Source organism: Deltaproteobacteria bacterium (assembly GCA_018668695.1).
GTDB lineage: Bacteria > Myxococcota > XYA12-FULL-58-9 > XYA12-FULL-58-9 > JABJBS01 > JABJBS01.
In genome coordinates this window covers 1-20666 of the sequence record JABJBS010000154.1, presented here as the reverse complement: position 1 = coordinate 20666, position 20666 = coordinate 1, and the positions used below count along the sequence as shown (strand labels likewise).

Genomic DNA, 20666 nt, shown 5'->3' with positions numbered 1-20666 from the left:
AGGCGCGAACCAACCTAAGCTGATTCGCGCCTTCAAACTACTGAAAACAGTTACTTAGTCTTGATACCAAACAATGTAAGTATTCTTAGAGATGTCACCACCTGCAGGCGTATTGCCATTAAAGCTCGCTGAATAATTAAGTACATTTTCAGCTCCCAGTGTGACTTCGTTGGTAATATCAAAGCGGACGGTCTCCACTGGCAGCCCTGGGCACCACCCAGCACGGCTTTGAGACCAATTACCCCCTTGGCCAGGGACTGCTCCCTCACCAGCGCGAGCAGCACATCCGAAGGGGTTTCCAATGTCGGTATAAGTCACTTCGTGTTGCGTGCTAGACTCATTGACTGTGAAGTAATGCTCGTGATTGCACCATTCAGCGCAATTATCCGCTTCGGTCTGACCATGGCCGCTGATGATGGTTACAATCTCTACCCGTGTAGCATCGGCTGGAGGTGTAAACGTGAAGGGTTCCTTCGTTGAGTTATAATCAGCGTTGAAACCACCGCCACCAAATGCGCGCTCAACCGAGCGAGACTTCATACCTTTATTCTGGTTCGACAAACGAACCGACATCGTTGCCTTGCGCTCTGTGCCGCGCTCCCAGCTTGGTCCCATTTCGATACGAAACCGCTGCGCGCCGCCTTCTTGAACCAAACCTAGAAATGGAGAGGCATCCATTACCCAGTGCCGACGCCCCCGGCGCCAATAAGGCGTAATCCAGCGCACCACTTCGCTGCTGGCCGTACAGGTCTCGATGTCCGCAGCGTCAAACTCTGTACATAATCTAATCAGAGCAATTCGGTCCCACTCTGAACATGCGTAGGGGTTGCGATACGGGCAGGTAATTTCAACATCGAATTCCATCGTGTCCATACCGGCCATGGCCGCAGCATCGGGAAATACCACATCTTTGTTAAACACCCGTGAAGTGACCATCTCATCAATCATCGGAACGACTGTTGTGCCGGTTTCAGCTGCTAAGCGTGCCTTAAGCTCAGCACGATGATTAAAATATGCACTGTTGAAGGCAGCCATCTTAAGGTTTTCAGGACCAGAGACATACTCAGACAGATTTCCAATCGGGTCCCACGTTTGGTCACGCCCAATCCCAAAGCTATATGGATACGGGGCGTAGGCTAAACCACGGTCACCTAGATCGACTGGATCTGAGTTACTTACGTAATTGGTATAATCATTCACGTAACCGCCAACGCTGCCACTTACTGAGGTCAACTTGTCGGAGACAAAGTGAAAACGGCTTTCCCAAAATGCATACTCCTCGGGCTGGTCAGCAAAGAGTTGATTGAGTGCTACCCAAAGCTTCGCACGCATTCCGCCCACACGTTCTTCTCGCTCTTCGATCGAGAATTCAGCCGAGATGAAAAAGTAATGAACATTACGAGCACTCGACTGGATGATCTCCGCGAAATTCGTATTCCACAGCGACTCCATTCTGGCTTCTGCATTCACACTGTTAAATTTGAAGTAACTGAAGAAAATATAAGAGTCACAGCCGGTCCAATCTTCACTCAAGGTAAAGCTTTTCCCATTCAGCTCATTAACGGTAAAGTCCTCAGCCAGGTCACCAAAGAGATAGCCACCTTCATCTGTTTGAAAATCTGCGCGCGTGAAACCTTGCTCGGAGCAATAAACAGGAACAACTGGTTCTGGGTCCGTGGGATCCGCTGCATCCGTTGGTTCAACATCAGGCTCAGATTCGGTACAGGCTCCCGCGAAGGTTATACAACCCACTAGAAAAATCGTTCCCCATAATGACTTCAACATGCGTCTTATCTCCTCAATTCGACTTGGCTTTTGATTCCGCTGGAATCGGTGAATGCACAGGACTTCACACACCTGTCAACTCACGGCAGCGACGTACCGCGCCCACAAGGCTATGACAGGGTATTTTCTTAAAAACTTAGAGTACTCTCGACTCATGGGTAGACAACTGCGCTCAAAACTCGATTCATTCAGCGAAATCAGCCACCGTGAGCTTCTCAAGCTGACAATCAAAGCTCTTTTCGTTGCACCCAACGTTTAGATAACCATCGGTTATGGTTACCATCCAATGGTTCTGACGATCGATGTTCTCGGCCAGAGACACTATGAACGATGGATTAAACATCACCAAATCAATGTCTTGTGCTTGATGGATACGTTGACCGCCCCACTCTTTCTTGAGCCCCGTGGTGTTCTTATCGCTGAAGATGCAAACCCGTTTGGATTGCTTGCTGGCCCGGTGAATTCTTGTGGCCGACGGTGCACCCACATCGATCCAAAGCTCAATTTGGCCCGTGGCGCTTTTACTCCACAGAGCCGGTTCCTCCACATTGGATAAACCACGGCCAAACTCCAAGCTCTCTTCATGAGCGAGTGCTCGGGCAAGTACCCGCACCACCACTCGGTCCAATTTCTCGGATGGGTGCTGTGCTAACTTGAACTCAATCGTTTCGTAGATATTGCGGTCGATATCCGCGAGCTCAACCTTAAAATTTCTAATGGTGGCCGTAAGCGCCATAAGTTCTCCTGGCTTGAAGATTCACTCTATAGCCTTTGCTGCTCGCGAGAGAAAGCACCTTACCAACGCCACAGAGGCACTTTGCAGGACCAACGACTTTCATCCATTCGTCGAGGGCGAACTCATACGTGTCGATCCGAGAGGTGTGAAACTCATGAAAGAGACTTGGTTTGGAATAAAGCTAAGAAAGTAATAAGATTTTAAAGAGAGATGGAGCAAAATATCGCTACAGCACGACCCCCAGAGCCTATCTATTTGATAACGTATTTGCTCGCCGCAATGACTGGTTTACTCTTCTTATTCCAAGCAGAGGCCTATGGCAGACCCTTGGCGATTAACCAAATCTCCGATTCTATCGCGCTTAACAATTACACGTCATACCATCGAGACAGCACTGGTAAGCTCACCATCGATGAAATATTAGATGGCAACCAGGACCTCATCTTCAAGCCTTTTGGAGAGGCACCGATACTCTTTGACTTCACCGATGCCACTTACTGGCTAAAGATTAATCTCATCAATACATCTGCCCAATCCCAGAGCGCAGTTCTGGAAATAGGATACCCCCTCCTCGATGACGTGAAGGTCTACACTGCCAGTCCATCCGGTCTGAGGGACATGCTGCAATTAGGTGAAAATGCAGATTTTAATGACCGGCCTGTCCGTCATCGTAACTTTATTGTTCCTCTTAAGCTTGCATCAATGGGCAAAACCCAGCTCATCATCAAGGTTCAGACTGGAAGTCCTATGTATGTCCCTCTAAAAATGTGGACATGGACTTCATTTGTAGAATCGGAATCAACCACGGTTACTATCCAGGGGATCTATCTTGGTGTGGTCTTTGTTATGGCGCTCTATAACCTATTTGTATTCTTCAGCCTCAGAATAAGAACTTACCTCTACTATGTATTCTGCATTATTTGCTTTGCTGGTTGGCTGACTGCCCTTAATGGAATGAGCTATCAATACCTCTGGCCCGATTCGCCTTGGTGGGCAGAAATCAATTTGTTTGTCTTCTACGGTATGGGCGTAGGGTTTGCCTCACTCTTTGCCAATCAGTTCCTTGAGCTCCATAAATACACACCACGGATGCACCTCGCTATCCGGGCAATCGGAGCATTCGGGTGGACTGTTGCCATGGGTGCCTTTGTTCTGCCGTATTCAACCATCACTACCATTGGCAACATCATGAGCGTGGTAGGCGTACCATGCCTCTTTAGCGCGGGCGTTATACGATGGCGTCAGGGAAACCGTGCGGCCCGTTATTATACCGTTGCCTGGGGCAGCCTTCTCTTGGGTGCACTCACTCTATCTCTAACCGTTTTCGGGGTTTTCCCAATTCACGATTTCACGGTCAACGCACCCCAAATTGGTTCCGCTATCGAGGTTATTCTTCTTTCTTTTGCCCTAGCTCGTAAATTTAAGACCCTCACAGATGAGAAGCTCCAGATTCAAAAAGACGCTGCCGATTCACTTCAGCAAAAAGTTGAAGAACGAACCCGCGATTTGAACCAAGCATTGAAAGATCTGAAAATTAGTGAAACGAAGCTGGCTACTCAAGCCAGACTAACCAGTATTGGTCACTTGGTTACAGGCGTGGTGCACGAAGTAGGCAATCCACTCAATTTTCTTCGCGGAAGCCTGGAAATGGTACGAGAAGGCATTGAAGACGCATCTCAAGAAGAAACCTTACCCACCAAGCAACTGGCCAAAAGCGTGGACATGGCAGAGCGAGCAACAGAGCGAATATCTGTAGTGCTGGAAAACTTAAGAACGTTTCTTGCCCAAGGGGAGCTGGAACTTGCTCCTATAAACCTTGAACAATCCATCCAATCCACACTTGCCTTTGTTCAAAGAGATATGGACGAGCAAAAAATTGAAGCTATCCTGGATATTCATCCCTGCCCTGCCATCGAAGCCAACGACGGCGTGATACGACAAGTCGTCTTAAACATCATCATCAATGCCATGCAGGCGATGGAAGGCGGCGGAACGCTGAACATCCAGTTAGAGCCAGCAGATCAAGAAGTTCGGCTCAGTATTCGAGACAGCGGTCCTGGTATTCCCGCCGATATCCGCGACTCCATATTCGACCCATTCTTCACAACCAAACCACCGGGAGAATCCATGGGCCTCGGCTTGTCAGTCACCCATGAAATGGTGGCAAGCTATGGCGGGAGCATCGAACTCGGCAACCCCGCTGCTGGAGCAGAGTTCATCCTGAGCTTCCCAGTACAGACTCAGGCTTAAAGCCCGCTAAAAACGTCTGAATAAACCTATTTATCGTTCGACCCTTGCTCGCTACCTACCTCTGCGCCAAACAACCACCCACACCCAATAGCTTCCCAAGTCGAGGACGCCCCGCTTATTTGAGCGCAACGTTGGCGCTGCTCAAAATCATCCAAGTTATCCAATAAAGCTCAATCCACGCGCCATGGTGAACATCCAAAGAAGTGGGCGCCCGCAGCTATGGGAAGCGGTCACCCCACTTTATCCAGGCAACAACTCAACCAACAAACCACGAAGCCTACTTAACCATGGCGCGGTGGCGCTGGCCTCATACTGCTCCAAGATGACTTGAAGGTCTTCCAACTCACTCTCTTGATAATCAATGGTGCCACCTTGAGCCGAAATCATCCGGATAAGCTTGTGGATATGCTCTTTACTCACGCCCAGTGCCTCGGAGAGTTCACTCTTCTCGTCAGAAAGTGAATCCACTTGGTCCTGCAAAGCGGCATTGGCGTGCTCTGTAGTTGCAAGTTCATCATTCGCAGAATCCAAAAGCGTCCGGGTAGAGCTTAACTCTCTGCGCAATCCCTGAAGCGAACACTTTAAGGATGAAAGCTGCGCTTGTTGATTCATAGCCAGAGTGTCGCCGACCCGCATGGCTTTGCTTTGCTCGGCGATGGCTGTTTCCAGCTCACCTATCTTTGCCTCGCGCTGGCTCATGCCTGACTGCAAACCAGAAATCTTCCCCCGCAGCCGCACCATAGTCTTTTCATTGGTGGATTGGGTTTGCGCGGCATTAAGCACACTCATTTCCAACTGGGTGGAGAGCTTTTGAGTTTTGGCATCACCGGCTTTCACCGCTGTTCTCAGCTCACCCATCGCCTTTTGCATGCCTGCGTGCGACTCTCGCGCCTCTCGCGCCGAAGCTTTCGCCTGGGTTCGTGTGGTCGCCAGTTCATCCTGAACTGCCCGGGTTTCGTTTTCAGCTTGGCTCAGCTTACCTTTCAGAGCACCAATCAGATTGCCCGCAACACCAAGCTTCTTGTTGGCCATAGCCAGCTTGCTTCCCAGCGTATTGTTTTCATGCCGCAGATCTTTAACCTTCTCGTGCAACTCATTGCGCTGCGAAACAAGGTCTACTCGTAACGCTTCCGCAAAATCCAAATCACCCTCAAGTCGGGTGATTCTGTTGGCCTGGCGAGTCGTGAGTTTATTATCCTTCTGCATCGTCTTTTTACGCCGACCAATGCCTGCTTTCAGCTCCTTTATTTTCGCAGCTTGAGCTTCCATCTTATCGCCCAGGCTAGAGACCTGAGTGTTCAATGAAGAAATGGTCGCGTCGTTATCAGCCTGCACTTTCGAGGCGCCGATGGATGCACTTTGTAGCTTGGTTTGAAGTTCCGCATTGTCTTCAGTGGCCGTTTGAATGGCATCTTCCAAATTGGCTATGGTGGATTGCGCCTGACTTGTTGCCTGCTCCGCCTTCGCTTGAGCGCTAGAGAGCGCATCACGCAAAGCAGACACTTCGTTTTGAGAACCAGCCACCTGAGACTGCAACCCAACGATTGCATTGCGTGCGACATCAAGCTCTCGGTTTGCGGTGGAGAGTTCTCCGGTCAAAGCCGCATTATCCTTGCGAAGGCTCTCTACATTCTCATGCAACTCATTGCGCTGTGAAACCAAATCGGACCTTAGAGCTTCCGTGAAGTCTAAATCTTCTTCCAGTTTCGCGATACGCTCAGATTGCGCCTCCGTAAGCTTGTTGCCCTCGCCCATGGCTTTTTTACGGTCCGCGATTTCTGCCTTCAACTCACCTATGCGTGTGCCCTGCTCTGCCGTGCGAGCCTTTAAATCCTGCGCCTCGCCGCTTAATGCCGCAATGGTTGCATCATTGGCCACCTTTAAAGCTGCCGCCCCCATGGCCGCATCTTGAAGCTGACCTTGTAAGCCTTCGACCTCTTCATCGCTGGCAGCTTTGTCCGCCGTGAGGTTTTCCACCGCAAACTGCAGAGAGGCAATACTCGCCTTCGCGCCTTCCGATGCCGTGCGTGCTTCACTTCGCGCTGAGTCCAATTCAGCATGAAGCAACTGCACTTCTTCCCGAGCACCGGCCACATCACCCTTCAGGGCGACAATCACATTACGGGCAATGCCAAGTTTCTTATTGGCAGTTTCAAGCTCACCCGTAAGTGCTGCATTATCATGGCGCAGAGATTCTACACTTTCGTGAAGCTCATTGCGCTGGGATACCAAATCGGCTCGGAGCGTCTCTGTAAACTCTAAATCTTCCTCAAGCTTCGCGATTTGTGTGGTCTGAGCTTCAGAGGAGCGCCCTGACTCAGCAATGATTTTTTTCTGAGCCTTGATTTGAGATTTCAAGTCACCAATTTTTGCGCCCTGCTCGCCGGAGCGTGCTTCTAAGCTTTGCGCCTTATTCGTCAAAGCACCAATGATGGCATCACTCGAAACTTTCGCAGCCACAGCAGCCATCGCTGCGTCTTGAAGTTGAGATTGAAGGCCTTGATTCGCCGTATCACTGGCTTCTTTATCCGCCGTAAGGTTCGCTATAGCCGTTTGAAGACCCGTCGTATTTTGCCGCGCGTGCTCTGCTGCATCATTGGCCGCGCTTCGTGCTGTGGCCAGTTCGCCTTGTAATGCCTTCACTTCACCCTGAGCATTCGCGACATCCCCTTTGAGTGCCACAATCACATTACGCGCAATGTCGAGCTTCTTATTCGCTGTTTCGAGCTTACCGGTGAGTGCAGCGTTCTCTGTGCGCAAGCCTTCACCGGTTGCGTAGAGTTCATCGCGCTGTAATACCAAATCTTCGCGCAAGGCTTCCGTAAAGTTCAAATCCTCTTCGAGTTTTGCGATTTTCGCTTCCTGCCCTGAGGCTGCTTTACGCCCTTCTTTAAGCTCTTTCTTCTGCGCTTTGATTTGCTTTTGCAAACCGCTAATCTTTTCGTTGCTGGCAGCCAGCTTATCTTCAAGTTCCTGAGTTTGGTTACTTAAGGCGCCAATGATGGCATCGCTGGTGACTTTGGCCGCAGCCGCACCGATGGCCGCCTCTTCCAGCTTAGTTTGTAGCTCTTGATTCTCGGTTTCAGTAGCCTCAGTCTTTGAAGTGAGCGCCGTAAGGGCACTCTCTAGTTCTGTGGTTTTGGTTTTCGCCTGCGCCGCCGCATCGGTTGCTTCACTGCGCACATCACTTACTTCTTGGCGAAGTTTTTCTTTGCTCGACTTTTGGGCAATGGCATTCCACTTATGGAGCATTCCCTTCACACGAGCATTGCTTGCCGACGATTCCGCCTGTTTTGTGCGCTGGTTGGCTGCCGCCAACTCTTCCTTAAGCTTCGTAACCTCATCGGTTTGGGCCATCGGTTCATCCACATTGCCGGGCACCTCTGTCGGTTGGCCGTTGGCAGATGCTTTCTTCGCGTATTTTACAATAGCTTCAGCTTCGTTCGTAGACGGCGTACCTGTGGATGCCTCATCGCGAAGCTTGGGCGAGAATGCTCGATCTCTGAAGAAATCGACTTGGCTCGTATCGACAGTTCCATCTTCTCGGTGAAGCAATGTGTCTTGCTCAGCCGTAACTTCAAGCCGCGCACCACCCTCAACCTTAAAAGCAGCAGCAAGGGCCCCGCCCTCTTCAAATTTCGGGGCGTGAACATTCACACTACCGGTTGGGTCCATCTTTATTTTTTGAAAGTCCTTCATCCCTGCATTCACCATGCGGTCAATGACCTTGGCGGAATTTTTCGCTTTCACACAAACTGCGTCTTTTACAGAAACCTCGGGGCCACCTACTTTTACATTGAAAATGCGACCCGGCTCAGGCTCTTTCAATTTAATGCGTAGCAAAACGGGATTGCCCTTTAAGGGCGGCCTATCAAAATCTTCATCGGAACTTCGGGGACTCAGGCCAGCCAAATCTCCTGGATGAACAATTTCCCATTTATCATCGAATGCATCACCAAACGTCTCAGCTTTGACTTCCGTAATTTCAACGGCGCCACCCAAACTGGCTAAAGCAAATGCATCGGTCTTGAGTCGCTCAACGTCTTCAACTGGAGGCGGGTTACTTAGACGCTTCGGTGCGTCGGTACTCAAGGGCGAGCGCGTAGGGTTATCAAGAGCGGGTAACTCTCTCGCTTCACTGCGAACACCGTGATCAGAGTGGACCAACTCGTCTACTGGAGGTTTGGTTATGGGTGAACTGGGCGACAAAACATCCGCGCTCGATACATCTCCACTGGTTTCTGGCTGAATCTGAATATCGGTTGATACGGGCGGCTTTGGGCCACCTCCTACGCGTCCTGGCATCACTCTTCTCCCTGAACTTTGGTGAAAAAATGTTAACACAGGCCCAAGCGCGACCGGAGCCTCCAAAGCCTTCGAAAAACCTAAGAAAATTTAGATGATCTTAACATCCTGAAAATGTTGATGTTTCTTATTTTCGACATCCCGCGTCATTTTTGTGTTGTGATGCCTCTAAGATTGTGGCACGGATCGGCCTTAACAATTTTCGGGGGAGTATCGTATGTCTATCAGACCTCTATCGCGTAAAGAACAAGTCGAACAATTAGCCAAAGAATGGGCCGAAAGCCCCCGTTGGAAAGATGTTAAGCGGGGTTATACTCCAGAAGATGTCGTAAACCTGCGTGGCTCTGCACAGAGCGAGCAAACACTGGCCACACGCGGTGCTGAAAAGCTTTGGCGTTACCTGCATGACGAGCCTTTCATCAACGCTCTGGGTGCACTCACCGGTGGGCAAGCCCTTCAGCAGGTCAAAGCGGGAATCAAGGCCATCTACCTATCAGGCTGGCAGGTTGCAGCAGATGCTAACCAGGCCGAGTCGATGTATCCCGACCAAAGCTTGTACCCAACCAACTCTGTTCCAACAGTAGTCAATCGCATCAACAGCTCCTTTCGTCGTGCTGACCAAATTCAGTGGGCAGACCATCAAGAAGAAGGCGGCGTTGATTACTTCGCTCCCATCGTTGCTGATGCAGAAGCGGGTTTTGGCGGCATCTTGAATGCCTTCGAACTGATGAAGAAAATGATTGGTGCAGGCGCAGCGGGCGTTCACTTTGAAGATCAGCTTGCATCTGTGAAAAAGTGCGGCCACATGGGCGGCAAGGTATTGGTTCCTACACAGGAAGCAGTGCAGAAGCTTATTGCAGCACGTTTGGCAGCTGATGTGATGGGTTGCCCGACACTCTTATTGGCACGAACCGATGCGAACGCTGCGAACATGGTCACCAGTGATGTAGACGACCGGGACAAGCCGTTTCTAACTGGCGAGCGAACTGCTGAAGGCTTTTATCGTTCGAAGGCTGGTTTGGACCAAGCCATCGCTCGTGGACTCGCCTACGCGCCGTACTCTGATTTGTTGTGGTGCGAAACGGGCAAGCCGGATCTTGAAGAAGCTAAGATCTTTGCTGAAGCAATTCACAAGGAATACCCGAACCAAATGCTCGCTTACAACTGTTCGCCTTCCTTCAACTGGAAGGCAAACCTCGACGATGCAACCATCGCCAAGTTTCAGCGTGAGCTAGGTGCCATGGGCTATAAGTTCCAGTTCATCACACTGGCTGGTATTCACAGCATGTGGTTCAACATGTTTGACCTCACACAGAAGTATGTTGAGAAGAACATGACGGCATACGTCGAACTCCAGGAAAAAGAGTTCGCAGCACGTGACCGCGGCTACACGTTCGTAAGTCACCAGGCTGAAGTTGGAACCGGTTATTTTGATAAAGTAGCCAACTGTATCCAGGGCGGACAGTCTTCTGTTACAGCTCTTGATGGTTCAACTGAAGAAGAGCAGTTCGGTTAATCGATAAAACGTAGAGCACGGTGTAAAAGCCGTGCTCATGTTTTTGCTCTCCCATTAGCCCACATCAAAATGCTGGGTAAGGCTCTGCTTCACTTCTTCCCACGAAGCGCCTGATATCTTTTCCACTAAATGATTCAGTAAGCTCTCACATGCGTCCCAGCTGTAATTCGGGACCACGAGAAATCTGCCGCCTTTTTCCAAAACCTCGCGGCTGTCGGGGTCGCGGATGTACTCGGGTGAAACAACCATCACTTGAAAAAGCTCTGCATTCTCGCTGCAAGTTGAACCAATGCGAATGTCTAAATTGTAACAAACAGGTTCATCGCCTGCGGGTTTCCAAATAAAGATATTAGGCACGGCGTCACATCCGTAGTCCCTAATTTCTGGATGGAATATTGCAGCTTCTTCCTCCGTAAGAGAAAGCTCAGACATGGCGCGGATAGATGGAGATTCTCTATTCTGGGCACCGGCTGCACGTTCAGATTCTTCCTCAGTACTAAATGCCCGCCATGTCATCACACCCATAATGAAACCAATATCTTCTGACAAAGATCCCAAGGGAACAAAGCGCTGACGGTAGCGAATCAAATTACCTTTTAAGTTAAAAAATTGTGATTCATCAGAGAGCGGTTGCCCCGTTTTAACCACCGTTAAAAACTTTAAGAGTAGCTTACGTGTGTGTAGTGCAATCAGCTCGTTGTAAACTTGCTTACCTGTTAAGTCATCACCGTAAGCATCGATGATACTCTCGCCCATGTAGGCATATTTATAGTCCAACTCCTCAATGGTCTCCCCCTGAGCTCCCACTTCAATCATAAAGCAGTGGTCCCAGATGTCTTCAATCGCATCAATATCGACATCTTTTTCAAGAGGAATCAGACCATGGCGGTCTCGTCTAAGCTTTTCCCAATACACAGCTAGACGGTTGGTGAATCTTCTTTCACTGCCTTCTGGATCACCACTCACTGCCCCGCCTACCTTTCCTTAGCGCAATTTGCGCCCATCCTCAGCCCAGAGTTTCATACCTGGCTTTTGCCGGTCATTTTCGAATTCTACTTCTGATCTTAGCTGCCCATTCGGATGATAGGCCACCCAAACACCCTCGCGCTTGCCTTCTTCAAAAAATCCTTCGGATTCTTTTTGACCATCTTCGCGATACAGCACCCGTTGACCATGCCACTTTCCATGCAAGTATTCATACTCACGTTCAACGTTTCCATTCTCGTACCAAGTGAGCCATTTACCTTCTTCGCGTCCGCGGTACCATTTACCCTCACGCGCTTTATTTCCGTTCTCATACCAGTGAGACCAGGGCCCATCTTCTTGACCTTCGTAATAGCCACCCGATTTCTTCATCTGACCGCTTGGGTACCAAAATGACCAATCGCCATGTTCCCGACCGCGGTTCCACCCACCAGCGCGTTTCAGTTGACCATTGGTATACCAGTGCTGCCAACCTCCAGACTTTTGACCATCCTTAAAGTTGCCCTCTGCTACTGCATTTCCCTTATCGTCCCAGTAGCCCCAACTACCATGCTCAAGACCGTTAAGACGCTCACCTAAGGACTCCTTGGCACCATTTCGATACCAGCTGCTCCAAGAACCGTCTGGATAATTTCCAGTTAATTTTTTGGTTCCGTTACCATACCACTCACTCCACTCGCCGAAGCGCTCGCCTGAACGGTAGTCACCCTCGAGTTTCACTATTCCCGTTTGAAACCAAGCACGAACGGGTCCACTCATCACGCCATCTTCATAAGCTGTCTCAGTTTGTTTCTGACCATTGTCATGCCAAATCGTTTCAATGCCGTGCATGATGCCGAGCTTCCAATCGATACGCCGGATAGGTGTCCCGTCCGCCGACCACAAACTTTCGCTACCGTGTTTTTTACCGTCGGCCCAATTTATCTCAGACGATTTTTCGCCATTCTTAAACCACTGGGTTTGTCGGCCGTGTTGCCTGCCGCCCTTCCATTCGCATTCTGAAACGAGCTGCCCTCGTGGATCCCATTTTTGCCACAAGCCCTCAGCCACGCCGCCCGAAAACTCGATACGCTCACAAAGTTTTCCGTTTGGGTGGTAGCAAATGACAGATTCAGACGCTCGGGTACCTTCTTGAGTGTCTTGCTCTTCAGGCGAAACAGATGTTTCGTTGTTCTCAGACATGTATTTAGATCCCCGGTACAACTTTAGGGTATCAGGTCTCAGAGTTGCCAGAAAGCTCACAGAATCGGGTCAAGCCCCTCCGCTGTAGGCTTATGTATGTATCATCCGCTCGCATTGGATCAGCGATTGCGCTTTAATGTCCTTGTGAATCTCAACGACGTAAACATTCTCAAAAAGCGCGGCAAGCTTTCGTTCGCATCGTGCTTTTATGTAGTAATCTTAGCCACTTTCGTCACTTCGATGGCACATGGACAAACTCCCCTCGTTCTTGATGTGGGCTACAACTCCATCGAAACCGGAAACCATTTGGAGGTTCTCGAGGATCCACTGGGGGAATTATCACCTCAAGAAATAGCGACACGATCGCCAACTCAGCAGTGGCGACCTATTTCGGGACCGGTTGCATCTGTAGGCTATACCAACTCTGTCATCTGGTTCCGGATGGCAGTCACGAACCCGTCAGACTTTAGGGTCAGCTGGCTTACGCTGCTCGGAAACCCTCTCCTCGATAATGTGCGTACGTACCAGCAAAAACCGGGTGAAATTACCATGTCGACCCTTCGTCAGCTCTCCGGTAACCACAATGTTTACGCGTTAAGCCTAACGCCTCAGACTGAATCGATTCTTTATTTTCAAATTAAATCGAGTAGCCAAGTCATGATAGCTCCAACATTCTGGAAAGAGCACAATCTGTACCCAAGGCAAATGACGACAGGGCGCACCCAAGGTTTGCTCTATGGCTTTCTAGCCGCACTGCTTCTACTCACCCTTGGCCTCTATTTGAGAATGAAGAAGAAAAGCACGCTCTACTTCTTTGCTTACACGCTGGCCATCGGTCTCTTCTTCTCGATGATAGATGGCCTATTTCAGCAAACTCTTTGGCCCGATGCGCTCTCATGGTCTACAGGGCCGTCCATTCAAGTCACCATGACTGCCCTGGTGATTGCCGGCGCACTCTTTACTCGCGAGCATCTAAACCTCAGTAAAACTCTCCCAGGAGTCTCCCAAGGCCTTCGGACGTTAAGCATCGTCTGTGCTTGTTTATTGCCACTGCTGGCCCTTGGACTTATTCCCGCAAACGTCCCACTGGAATTCTTACTGGTTGTCCCGATGGTCACGATGATGGGCTGGTCGAGTTATAAGCTCTTGAAAAACCCTCTTGTGAAGAGCAAGGTCTTTGGACTCTCACAGGTACCGCTTATCGTCGGTCTACTGGTTCATACCGTTGCCGTTTTCTCCGTCCCTCAATGGACTTTCATTGCATTGGCCTGGGGCCTCTTATTCCAAATCATCATTATGACGCTCTCTGAGTCCACTCAGTTACACCACGCAACCAGAACCGAAAGCCGCGCGGCAGTAGATGCACTGGCGGTTCAACGCAAAGCTGCTGATTATCTCTTTGCTGAAGTTGCAAGACGGACCCGAGACCTAAAGCGTAAGACCCGTGAAGCGGAGCAAGCAAAAAGTGAAGCTCAACAAAACCTTGAAGATTTGCGCCAAACTCAAACTCAGCTCGTTCAGGCAGAGAAAATGTCATCGCTTGGTCAACTTGTCGCCGGGGTAGCGCATGAGATCAACAACCCGGTAAACTTCGTTCAGAATTGTTTTGCCGGTATCATACAGGCTGTTGAGCGCCTTGAAGATACACTCGACGATATCCTTCCCGATGGTGAATCTGGTGAGCAAGCCAAAGCACTTTTTGAGCCCGACTTCGACAAGATCACTGAGCTCTCGGGTCACCACGAAATGGGAACGGTTCGCATCAACAGCATCGTGAAGTCTCTCACATCCTTTGCTCGCCTGGATGAGGCCGAATTTAAAGTGGGCAATGTAAACGCAATTGTTGATCAAACACTGATTATTCTCTCCAATCGCCTCAAACAGGTTAAAACGGAAAGAGACCTCCAGAAGTGTCCCGACATTCACTGTATGCCTTCCCAGTTGGGACAAGTTGTCATGAATCTCGTCACGAACGCTTTGGATGCATGTCTTGCGGTTCGTGAAGCCTCCTCCACCATCATCACGGTATCCACACAAACCGTTGATGAACATATTCACATTCGCGTTGGGGATAATGGACCAGGCATTTCCGAAAAGGTTAAAGAAACGCTCTTTGATCCCTTTGTGACGACCAAGGAAGTTGGCAAAGGGACCGGTATGGGTCTTGCGATTTCCTACAATATTATCCGCGACCACCAAGGGCGCATTGATGTTGAAAGCAGCCCGGCTGGCACTACTTTCTGTATTGTATTGCCTATTAAACAAGTCAAAACAGCTAAGGAACCGGAAAATGCTGAAAACTGACGGCCAAATGACTAGGTTCGGGAAAGCAGCGTCTAGCTATCAAGAACTATGCGTGAGAAGATCTGCATTCACCTATGAGGAGTTGTAAAGATGAAGATTGAAATCTCGTCTGAAAAATTAGCAGCGGCTCAAGATGCTAAAGTTAAAGCGAGCACGGAAAAACGTGCGAAGATTCTCGTAGTTGATGATGAAGAGGGAAACCTCGTATCGTTAAAAAACCTCCTAGAAACTCATTACGAAGTGTTTGTTGAAATCAGCCCAGAAGCGGCATTGGAAGTATTTGAAGCGAATGAAATCGACTTGATTCTCTCGGATCAGCGTATGCCGGAAATGCTGGGCACGGAGCTTCTTGAAAAAATTAAAGAGCGAAGCGATGACAACGTTCGTATTATTATTACAGGCTATACCGATGCGAGAGATCTCATTACCTGTATCAACAAAGATTTGATTTATAAGTATGTGATGAAGCCCTGGGCTCCAGGTGACATTACAACCATCGTGTCGGAAGCTCTGAGTCACCTCGAAGACAAACGAAAACTCGATAAGCTCATTTCATGGGCCCGAGATAAAAAAGACGAATAGACCTTAGTTAGGTCCACCACCCCCACCGTTACCGTTATTTAACCTATCACGCATTCGATTGCGCTCTTCCGGTGACATGCGCTTCCAACGACGCATTTTTTCTCTAAACCGACGACGTTGATCAGGGCTCATATTGCCAAGCTTGCGGTGCATCCGTCGCATCTTCTTCTTACGGTCAGGGCTAAAATTCTTATAGCGCCGAAAATTTTCTCGAATCGACCGGCGGTCCATTGCGGGGAGTTGCTGAAATGCCTCGTAATTTTTCCGAAGCTCACCTCGCTTTGAAGAATCCATTTTTTTAAAGCGGTCAAAGCGTTTGAGCACACGGCTTCTTTCGGACGGTGTCATACCTTTGAATCGCTTCAAGGTTTTACGAAGTTCGTTTTGTTTGGCGGGTGAAAGCTTCTTCCAACGCTCTAGAGCTTCCTTTGAAATCGCTTGCGTCTTATTGGTCGTAGTCTCTGTGGTGGTGGTTTGAGTTGGCGCCGGTGCTGGTGCCGTATCATTCACCTCCGAGGCAAACGAGCTTACAGGTGCCACGAACAACGCAGCCACAACTCCATATGCAAATAGTCGCATCATTGGAATCTGACCTCATCTGGCTGCCCTGCTTCAGACGGTTCGGGCTCAACCTCATCTAGAGTAAGTTGAGCAATGAGTTCAAAATCTTCAAGCGTATCGAGTTCTCGAACTGTTTCGAAATCTTCAAAAAGCTCCAGTTCCATCGCAATGGCAAGCTGATCGTCAGTCATGTTGTCTGGAGAAGTGCCCGTTTGAAAAACGAGGAGCGCGGCCGCGGCTAAGCCTACTGGTGCAAGCCACCATAAGAGCCTCTTGCTCCAACTCGGCGCCTCATGAGCACCACTTTTCATCTCTTCAAGCTGAGCATAAAAACGCGTATCAAAGCCTGGACGTGGTGGTTCATCTTCACTAAAGGCAAGCACCGCATCCAAGGCATCCATTTCACTTTTGGCTGCTTGGAACTCAGGAGCGCTCACATCGGCATCTGTCCCTTCGCCGTAGCGGGACTCAAGCAATGCATCTTGTATCTTCTTCTGATCCATTTTAGCCCTCTTGCCTATCTGCCTTCAGATGTAACAAATCCTTTGCCAACTTCTCTCGTGCACGGTGAATCAATGATTTCACCGCTCCTTCGCTCACTTCTATGACCTCTGCGGCCTCTTTGTAACTCATACCCTGATAATGACAGAGTAACAGCGCTGCACGCTGATTGTCTGCCAAATTAGCCATCGCTTTATGCACTGCCGCTTTCATCTGCTGCTCACTGAGTGCAGCTTCCGGCGTGACACTGTCATCTTCCATCAGGGCTTCAGACCGTTCACCCAACTCGGTACCACGGTCTACGCGCTTATGGTCATGACGAGAGACAAGGTTCAAGCAGTGATTCGTTGCAATCCGATAAAGATACGTTGAAAAACGTGCTCCCGGTTTGTAACGAGGCCCCGATTGATACAGCTTAAGAAATACATCCTGAGCTGCCTCCTCGCCCTGGGCCTGGCTTGTTAAAAACCTTCTTGTGAAGTTAACAACCCGGTCCCGATACTTCTCATAAAGCTTGATGAATGCGGATTCATCCCCAGCTTGAAACGCCAACATCAGCGCGACATCTGGATCTTTAACTTCCATGAGTTCGTATCACTCTCTTTCAAACCGCTATGCGATCGAAAAGTTTTGGTTCAATTCACTCCTTGTCTTACTTCGGTTTGGCCTCCTGCTCAAAAAGGTCAAAGTCCTCTAGGAGCCCAAGCATCATCAAAAACTCAAGATGCTTAATGATTTCAGCATCTTCGGCACTTAATGCTTCCTTGGACTTCTTTTTTGTCGATTTGGCGGCGGTCTTTTTGGGATGGATCTTCGCGCTCTTTTTGTCATTTTTTTTCGTTTTTTCAGCAACTTTTTTCGATTTGGGTGCGGGTGTCACTGGCTTAGCCTGTACGGCTTTATCCTTACTGGACGCACTTTGACCTACCTCCTTCTTGGAAGGAGCCGCTCCCATAAGAAGCGCTGCGGTGAGCAGAATTTTAATCCCGCAAGACCACATCCAACAAACCTATCGCCCGATATGCTACATCACTCTCGGGAAAGAAATTACCGGGAAAGAAAAAATCCAATTCCGCGTTGCCATAAAGGTCGAACCAGCTACCGTCCCAAATTAGGAAGCGACCCTCTAAATTCGTTTCAAGTCCATAATGAGTAGGTTCCCCATCAACCTCATCTCCCGACAATGCACACATGGTCTCAAGCCAAAGAGCCCGCCCAGAAATCTCGAAAGAACTCCCTGCCCAGTCAAACGCCAGTCCTGCTGCCGCGACCCCATGAGCATTAATTCCTGCAGCGGTTGCTCTCGATGAGAAAACACCTTGGCTTAAACCACCGGTGAAAAACATTCGGCTCCAGACCCAATAAGGAGCTGGCGCGATAAACGCAGACAAGATTCTGTCACCATCGTCATTGAATTTTGGAGGTGGGCCTTGCCCACTTAGAAAGACACCAAATGCACTGAGCCCCAAACGGGGTGTTAAGCTGTAATGTGCATTAATATCCATGGCGAAGCCCTGAAGCTGAAAATGCACATCTTCTGGGGCCCCCGGATCCGAGGAGGAGTCAGGCTGCTGCGGACCACCCGGACCACCTGGTTCGGGGCCTTCTTCATTCTCGGGTAACTCCGGGGCCAAGATGACTGCTCTGCCCTGCTCCAGAGCTAAACTGTAACGCAGGCTCAAGTCGTTGAAAAAATGATTTCCCGAAACGCCAACGTATCCCACGTCCACGGTGCTCTCTCTTTGGCTATTTACAAAGCCCCAGATGTAACACTGCAAAGGGTCATTTAAACCTTCCTGGATAGCTCCGGGAGGACACGGCGCAATTCGCGCAGGGTTTAAGACAGCGTTTTCAACTTGAATGGAGCTTAAAGCATCATGAAAGGTTCCGGTGCGGTCGCTGAAATAAGCCGCTTCAAACACCAAAGATTCGAAAAAACCATATTCCCATTCGACACGCATACTAAGCAATGTGTTGGGGTCTGTGTAATCGGCCCATTCCATACCCACCAAGTCAGCGGCCATACTCACGGACCACGGTCCCAAATCGAGATCACGCATATCCAGGTTCGCCGCTACACCAAGGCCATAATCGCCATAAACCAAACCACCCATGACTTCGCCAATACGCTGACCTGCTTCCAAAGAAACCGGTCCAAACCGTCCGGTAAGCACAGCCTCCCGCACAAATCCGCTGGCAAGAAACTCTTCGCTTACGGTTCTGCCGCCTATTTCAGTGGTTCCATCGTCTTTGGTGCTCCGGCGGCTCGTGAGCCACTCTCCAGCTTCGTTGTGAATCTCACCCGTAGAAAGCGTAAGGCGAAGACCCCAGCGCTTGTAAAACTCCGCCTCAAGGCCAAACTCCACCAAAAACCATGGGTAGATAACCTCAGACCGAGGCTTCAAGAAATCATCAACTGCCCAGATGCCGTCGGAGAAGGAATTGGTATCTTCATAAAGTGGAAGCCCAGTCTCAGGGTCTTTACCGGCGGCGTGTAGCCCGAGCTGTAAACGCAAGTCCCAAACCACAGGAAAAGCTGTTTCAGATTCTTCTTGGACCTCTGGGTCCCATACCGATGCATCGTCGGCCGGCGCCGCTAACATGCCTATAAGTAAAAGGAGATATCCCATGTGTCGTGACCGCCCTGCCCGCCTTCGCACCCTACGTGCTGAAGCTACAAACTATCGCAGTCCCGACCTACTCCGCAAACCCTAGGAAAGCCAATCGAAACTCAAGGCACAAAGCGGTAATATTCTACACCAACATCTTGAAAATCTGCTTCTTGAGCCTGACCCACACGGTCCACAACGAATCTTTGACCAATGCTGGTGTCCACACCCTTGTCGGTGTGAGCATCATGCAAAGCCTCGTATTCGGCGCGCGTTAGGTCTACAAACCCAAGCAGAGCCTTCTTCATTCCAATACGGTGAGCATGTTCTCGCCAATCCGTCACCATTTTCACAGTGATTGATTCTGCCGCGTCGCCAGAACCATAGCCGACTAAGAGAAATTCCTTCTCTGCCAATTCAATTTCACAATCGAATGCTTCTTCGATCCCAGCACCAAGCCAAGCCGGAAGTGCCGCAGTGTAGAGATTTCCCAGATCCATCATGAGCTCACTGCCCATGGTCATCTTGTTTTTCACCACCGACTTAAACTTATCCGTGCTGCGAAAATAGCGGGCGACACCCATCGCGTTTTTATAAACTGCCGGATCAGACTCGCCTTCGAGCACACTGCCAAAGAGGTGCGGGTCGGAGCGCATTTCAGTGACCACGTCTTCGTAGCTTGCCCCCGCATCGTCACAGATGCCTCTCAGTTCGTCTTGGTGCTCTGGTGTATGACTTCGTCCTAAGCCCCAGACGTAGAGAGCGCTCAGGGCATTCTCAGGCATTCTATGGTAAGGCCGATGCATGAAGACTCCGGCCATGGATTGATACATGTCTCGGGTACTCATCGAAATTTTACCGTGCATATCTTCCACGGCACGAATCACCTCATCGATGTAGCAGGTCGTAGAATATTTTCCGCTGAACACAGGGAAGTCATGCAAGCGCTGCGTCGACTCCGTATAGGAATCCATAAAGTGTCGCTGAAACGGTTTTCGAAAATCCACGCCGCGGTAATCTGACGCGCTACCCGCATTGAGGAGGTCCACCTCAAATAGCTTGGGATTCTCTTCCACCCACATCGCTACGGCGCCCGCACCTTGAGTGGGTTCACCAGAGCTTCCACGGGCATACTCAGCCGTGTCTGCACTCACCACAATAGCTTGGCGGCCTCGGCCATCTAGAGCTGTCCAACGCAGGGCTGCTTTCAAAGCGTAAATACCACCCAAGCATGCCTGCTTGAATTCTGGCACTTCACACTGGCGAGCAAGTTCAGGTTTACCGAGCTCACGAAGCGCTTGGTTCACCATGCCCTTGATGATGGGGGTTCCAATGGCGTTATCGGTGCTCG

Annotated in this window: 15 protein-coding genes; 4 read left to right on the top strand and 11 right to left on the bottom strand. The window is 49.9% G+C overall.

The window, feature by feature from the left end; translation table 11 throughout:
- Positions 1 to 54: 54 nt before the first annotated feature.
- The gene (locus tag HOK28_08190) at positions 55 to 1785 is read right to left on the bottom strand and encodes a hypothetical protein (protein ID MBT6433054.1); all 1731 of its coding nucleotides are present in this window, start codon (positions 1783 to 1785) and stop codon (positions 55 to 57) included.
- A gap of 184 nt (positions 1786 to 1969) precedes the next feature.
- On the bottom strand, positions 1970 to 2521 hold the full coding sequence (locus HOK28_08185; protein ID MBT6433053.1) for a YaeQ family protein: 552 nt from the start codon (positions 2519 to 2521) through the stop codon (positions 1970 to 1972).
- Positions 2522 to 2731: 210 nt separating this feature from the next.
- Between HOK28_08185 and HOK28_08180 the strand changes: the two genes are divergently transcribed.
- Positions 2732 to 4771: a hypothetical protein gene (locus tag HOK28_08180; GenBank protein MBT6433052.1), complete on the top strand. Its 2040-nt coding sequence runs from the start codon at positions 2732 to 2734 to the stop codon at positions 4769 to 4771.
- A 240-nt stretch (positions 4772 to 5011) separates the two neighbouring features.
- Here the strand turns inward: HOK28_08180 and HOK28_08175 are convergent, their stop codons facing one another.
- Positions 5012 to 9076 carry a hypothetical protein gene (locus HOK28_08175; GenBank protein ID MBT6433051.1) on the bottom strand — a complete coding sequence of 1355 codons (4065 nt, stop codon included), beginning with the start codon at positions 9074 to 9076 and terminating at the stop codon, positions 5012 to 5014.
- A 217-nt stretch (positions 9077 to 9293) separates the two neighbouring features.
- Here HOK28_08175 and aceA point away from each other — a divergent pair, with 217 nt between their 5' ends.
- Positions 9294 to 10592, top strand: coding sequence for an isocitrate lyase (gene aceA, locus HOK28_08170; GenBank protein ID MBT6433050.1), 1299 nt, complete (start codon positions 9294 to 9296; stop codon positions 10590 to 10592).
- A gap of 54 nt (positions 10593 to 10646) precedes the next feature.
- Here aceA and HOK28_08165 read toward each other — a convergent pair whose 3' ends face one another.
- A complete protein-coding gene (locus HOK28_08165; protein MBT6433049.1) occupies positions 10647 to 11558 on the bottom strand; it encodes a PAS domain-containing protein in 912 nt (303 codons plus the stop codon).
- 18 nt (positions 11559 to 11576) lie between these two features.
- Positions 11577 to 12758, bottom strand: a complete 1182-nt coding sequence (locus tag HOK28_08160) for a toxin-antitoxin system YwqK family antitoxin (GenBank protein ID MBT6433048.1) — start codon at positions 12756 to 12758, stop codon at positions 11577 to 11579.
- Between the two features lie 96 nt (positions 12759 to 12854).
- On the opposite strand from HOK28_08160, the gene HOK28_08155 reads away from it, so the two are divergent.
- Together HOK28_08155 and HOK28_08150 are read left to right on the top strand one after the other, a co-directional pair.
- On the top strand, positions 12855 to 15062 hold the full coding sequence (locus HOK28_08155; GenBank protein MBT6433047.1) for a GHKL domain-containing protein: 2208 nt from the start codon (positions 12855 to 12857) through the stop codon (positions 15060 to 15062).
- A 90-nt stretch (positions 15063 to 15152) separates the two neighbouring features.
- Positions 15153 to 15644 carry a response regulator gene (locus tag HOK28_08150; GenBank protein ID MBT6433046.1) on the top strand — a complete coding sequence of 164 codons (492 nt, stop codon included), beginning with the start codon at positions 15153 to 15155 and terminating at the stop codon, positions 15642 to 15644.
- Positions 15645 to 15647: 3 nt separating this feature from the next.
- Here the strand turns inward: HOK28_08150 and HOK28_08145 are convergent, their stop codons facing one another.
- From HOK28_08145 to HOK28_08120, 6 genes are all read right to left on the bottom strand, one after another.
- Positions 15648 to 16226: a DUF3106 domain-containing protein gene (locus HOK28_08145; GenBank protein MBT6433045.1), complete on the bottom strand. Its 579-nt coding sequence runs from the start codon at positions 16224 to 16226 to the stop codon at positions 15648 to 15650.
- Positions 16223 to 16708, bottom strand: coding sequence for a hypothetical protein (locus HOK28_08140; GenBank protein ID MBT6433044.1), 486 nt, complete (start codon positions 16706 to 16708; stop codon positions 16223 to 16225). The genes HOK28_08145 and HOK28_08140 overlap by 4 nt, the downstream gene beginning before the upstream one ends.
- A gap of 1 nt (position 16709) precedes the next feature.
- Positions 16710 to 17291 (bottom strand): RNA polymerase sigma factor, encoded by a 582-nt coding sequence (locus HOK28_08135; GenBank protein ID MBT6433043.1) that lies wholly within the window; start codon positions 17289 to 17291, stop codon positions 16710 to 16712.
- Positions 17292 to 17358: 67 nt separating this feature from the next.
- The gene (locus tag HOK28_08130; GenBank protein ID MBT6433042.1) at positions 17359 to 17706 is read right to left on the bottom strand and encodes a hypothetical protein; all 348 of its coding nucleotides are present in this window, start codon (positions 17704 to 17706) and stop codon (positions 17359 to 17361) included.
- Positions 17687 to 19336: a hypothetical protein gene (locus HOK28_08125; protein ID MBT6433041.1), complete on the bottom strand. Its 1650-nt coding sequence runs from the start codon at positions 19334 to 19336 to the stop codon at positions 17687 to 17689. The genes HOK28_08130 and HOK28_08125 overlap by 20 nt, the downstream gene beginning before the upstream one ends.
- A 101-nt stretch (positions 19337 to 19437) precedes the next feature.
- The coding region (locus HOK28_08120) for a hydroxymethylglutaryl-CoA synthase (GenBank protein ID MBT6433040.1) at positions 19438 to 20666 on the bottom strand (1229 nt) is incomplete at its 5' end.

Coding starts and splice junctions, on each gene's coding strand:
- HOK28_08190 (MBT6433054.1), bottom strand. CDS start 1,785: ATGTTGAAGTCATTATGGGGAACGATTTTTCTAGTGGGTTGTATAACC.
- HOK28_08185 (MBT6433053.1), bottom strand. CDS start 2,521: ATGGCGCTTACGGCCACCATTAGAAATTTTAAGGTTGAGCTCGCGGAT.
- HOK28_08180 (MBT6433052.1), top strand. CDS start 2,732: ATGGAGCAAAATATCGCTACAGCACGACCCCCAGAGCCTATCTATTTG.
- HOK28_08175 (MBT6433051.1), bottom strand. CDS start 9,076: ATGCCAGGACGCGTAGGAGGTGGCCCAAAGCCGCCCGTATCAACCGAT.
- aceA (MBT6433050.1), top strand. CDS start 9,294: ATGTCTATCAGACCTCTATCGCGTAAAGAACAAGTCGAACAATTAGCC.
- HOK28_08160 (MBT6433048.1), bottom strand. CDS start 12,758: ATGTCTGAGAACAACGAAACATCTGTTTCGCCTGAAGAGCAAGACACT.
- HOK28_08155 (MBT6433047.1), top strand. CDS start 12,855: ATGTATCATCCGCTCGCATTGGATCAGCGATTGCGCTTTAATGTCCTT.
- HOK28_08150 (MBT6433046.1), top strand. CDS start 15,153: ATGAAGATTGAAATCTCGTCTGAAAAATTAGCAGCGGCTCAAGATGCT.
- HOK28_08145 (MBT6433045.1), bottom strand. CDS start 16,226: ATGATGCGACTATTTGCATATGGAGTTGTGGCTGCGTTGTTCGTGGCA.
- HOK28_08140 (MBT6433044.1), bottom strand. CDS start 16,708: ATGGATCAGAAGAAGATACAAGATGCATTGCTTGAGTCCCGCTACGGC.
- HOK28_08135 (MBT6433043.1), bottom strand. CDS start 17,291: ATGGAAGTTAAAGATCCAGATGTCGCGCTGATGTTGGCGTTTCAAGCT.
- HOK28_08130 (MBT6433042.1), bottom strand. CDS start 17,706: ATGTGGTCTTGCGGGATTAAAATTCTGCTCACCGCAGCGCTTCTTATG.
- HOK28_08125 (MBT6433041.1), bottom strand. CDS start 19,336: ATGGGATATCTCCTTTTACTTATAGGCATGTTAGCGGCGCCGGCCGAC.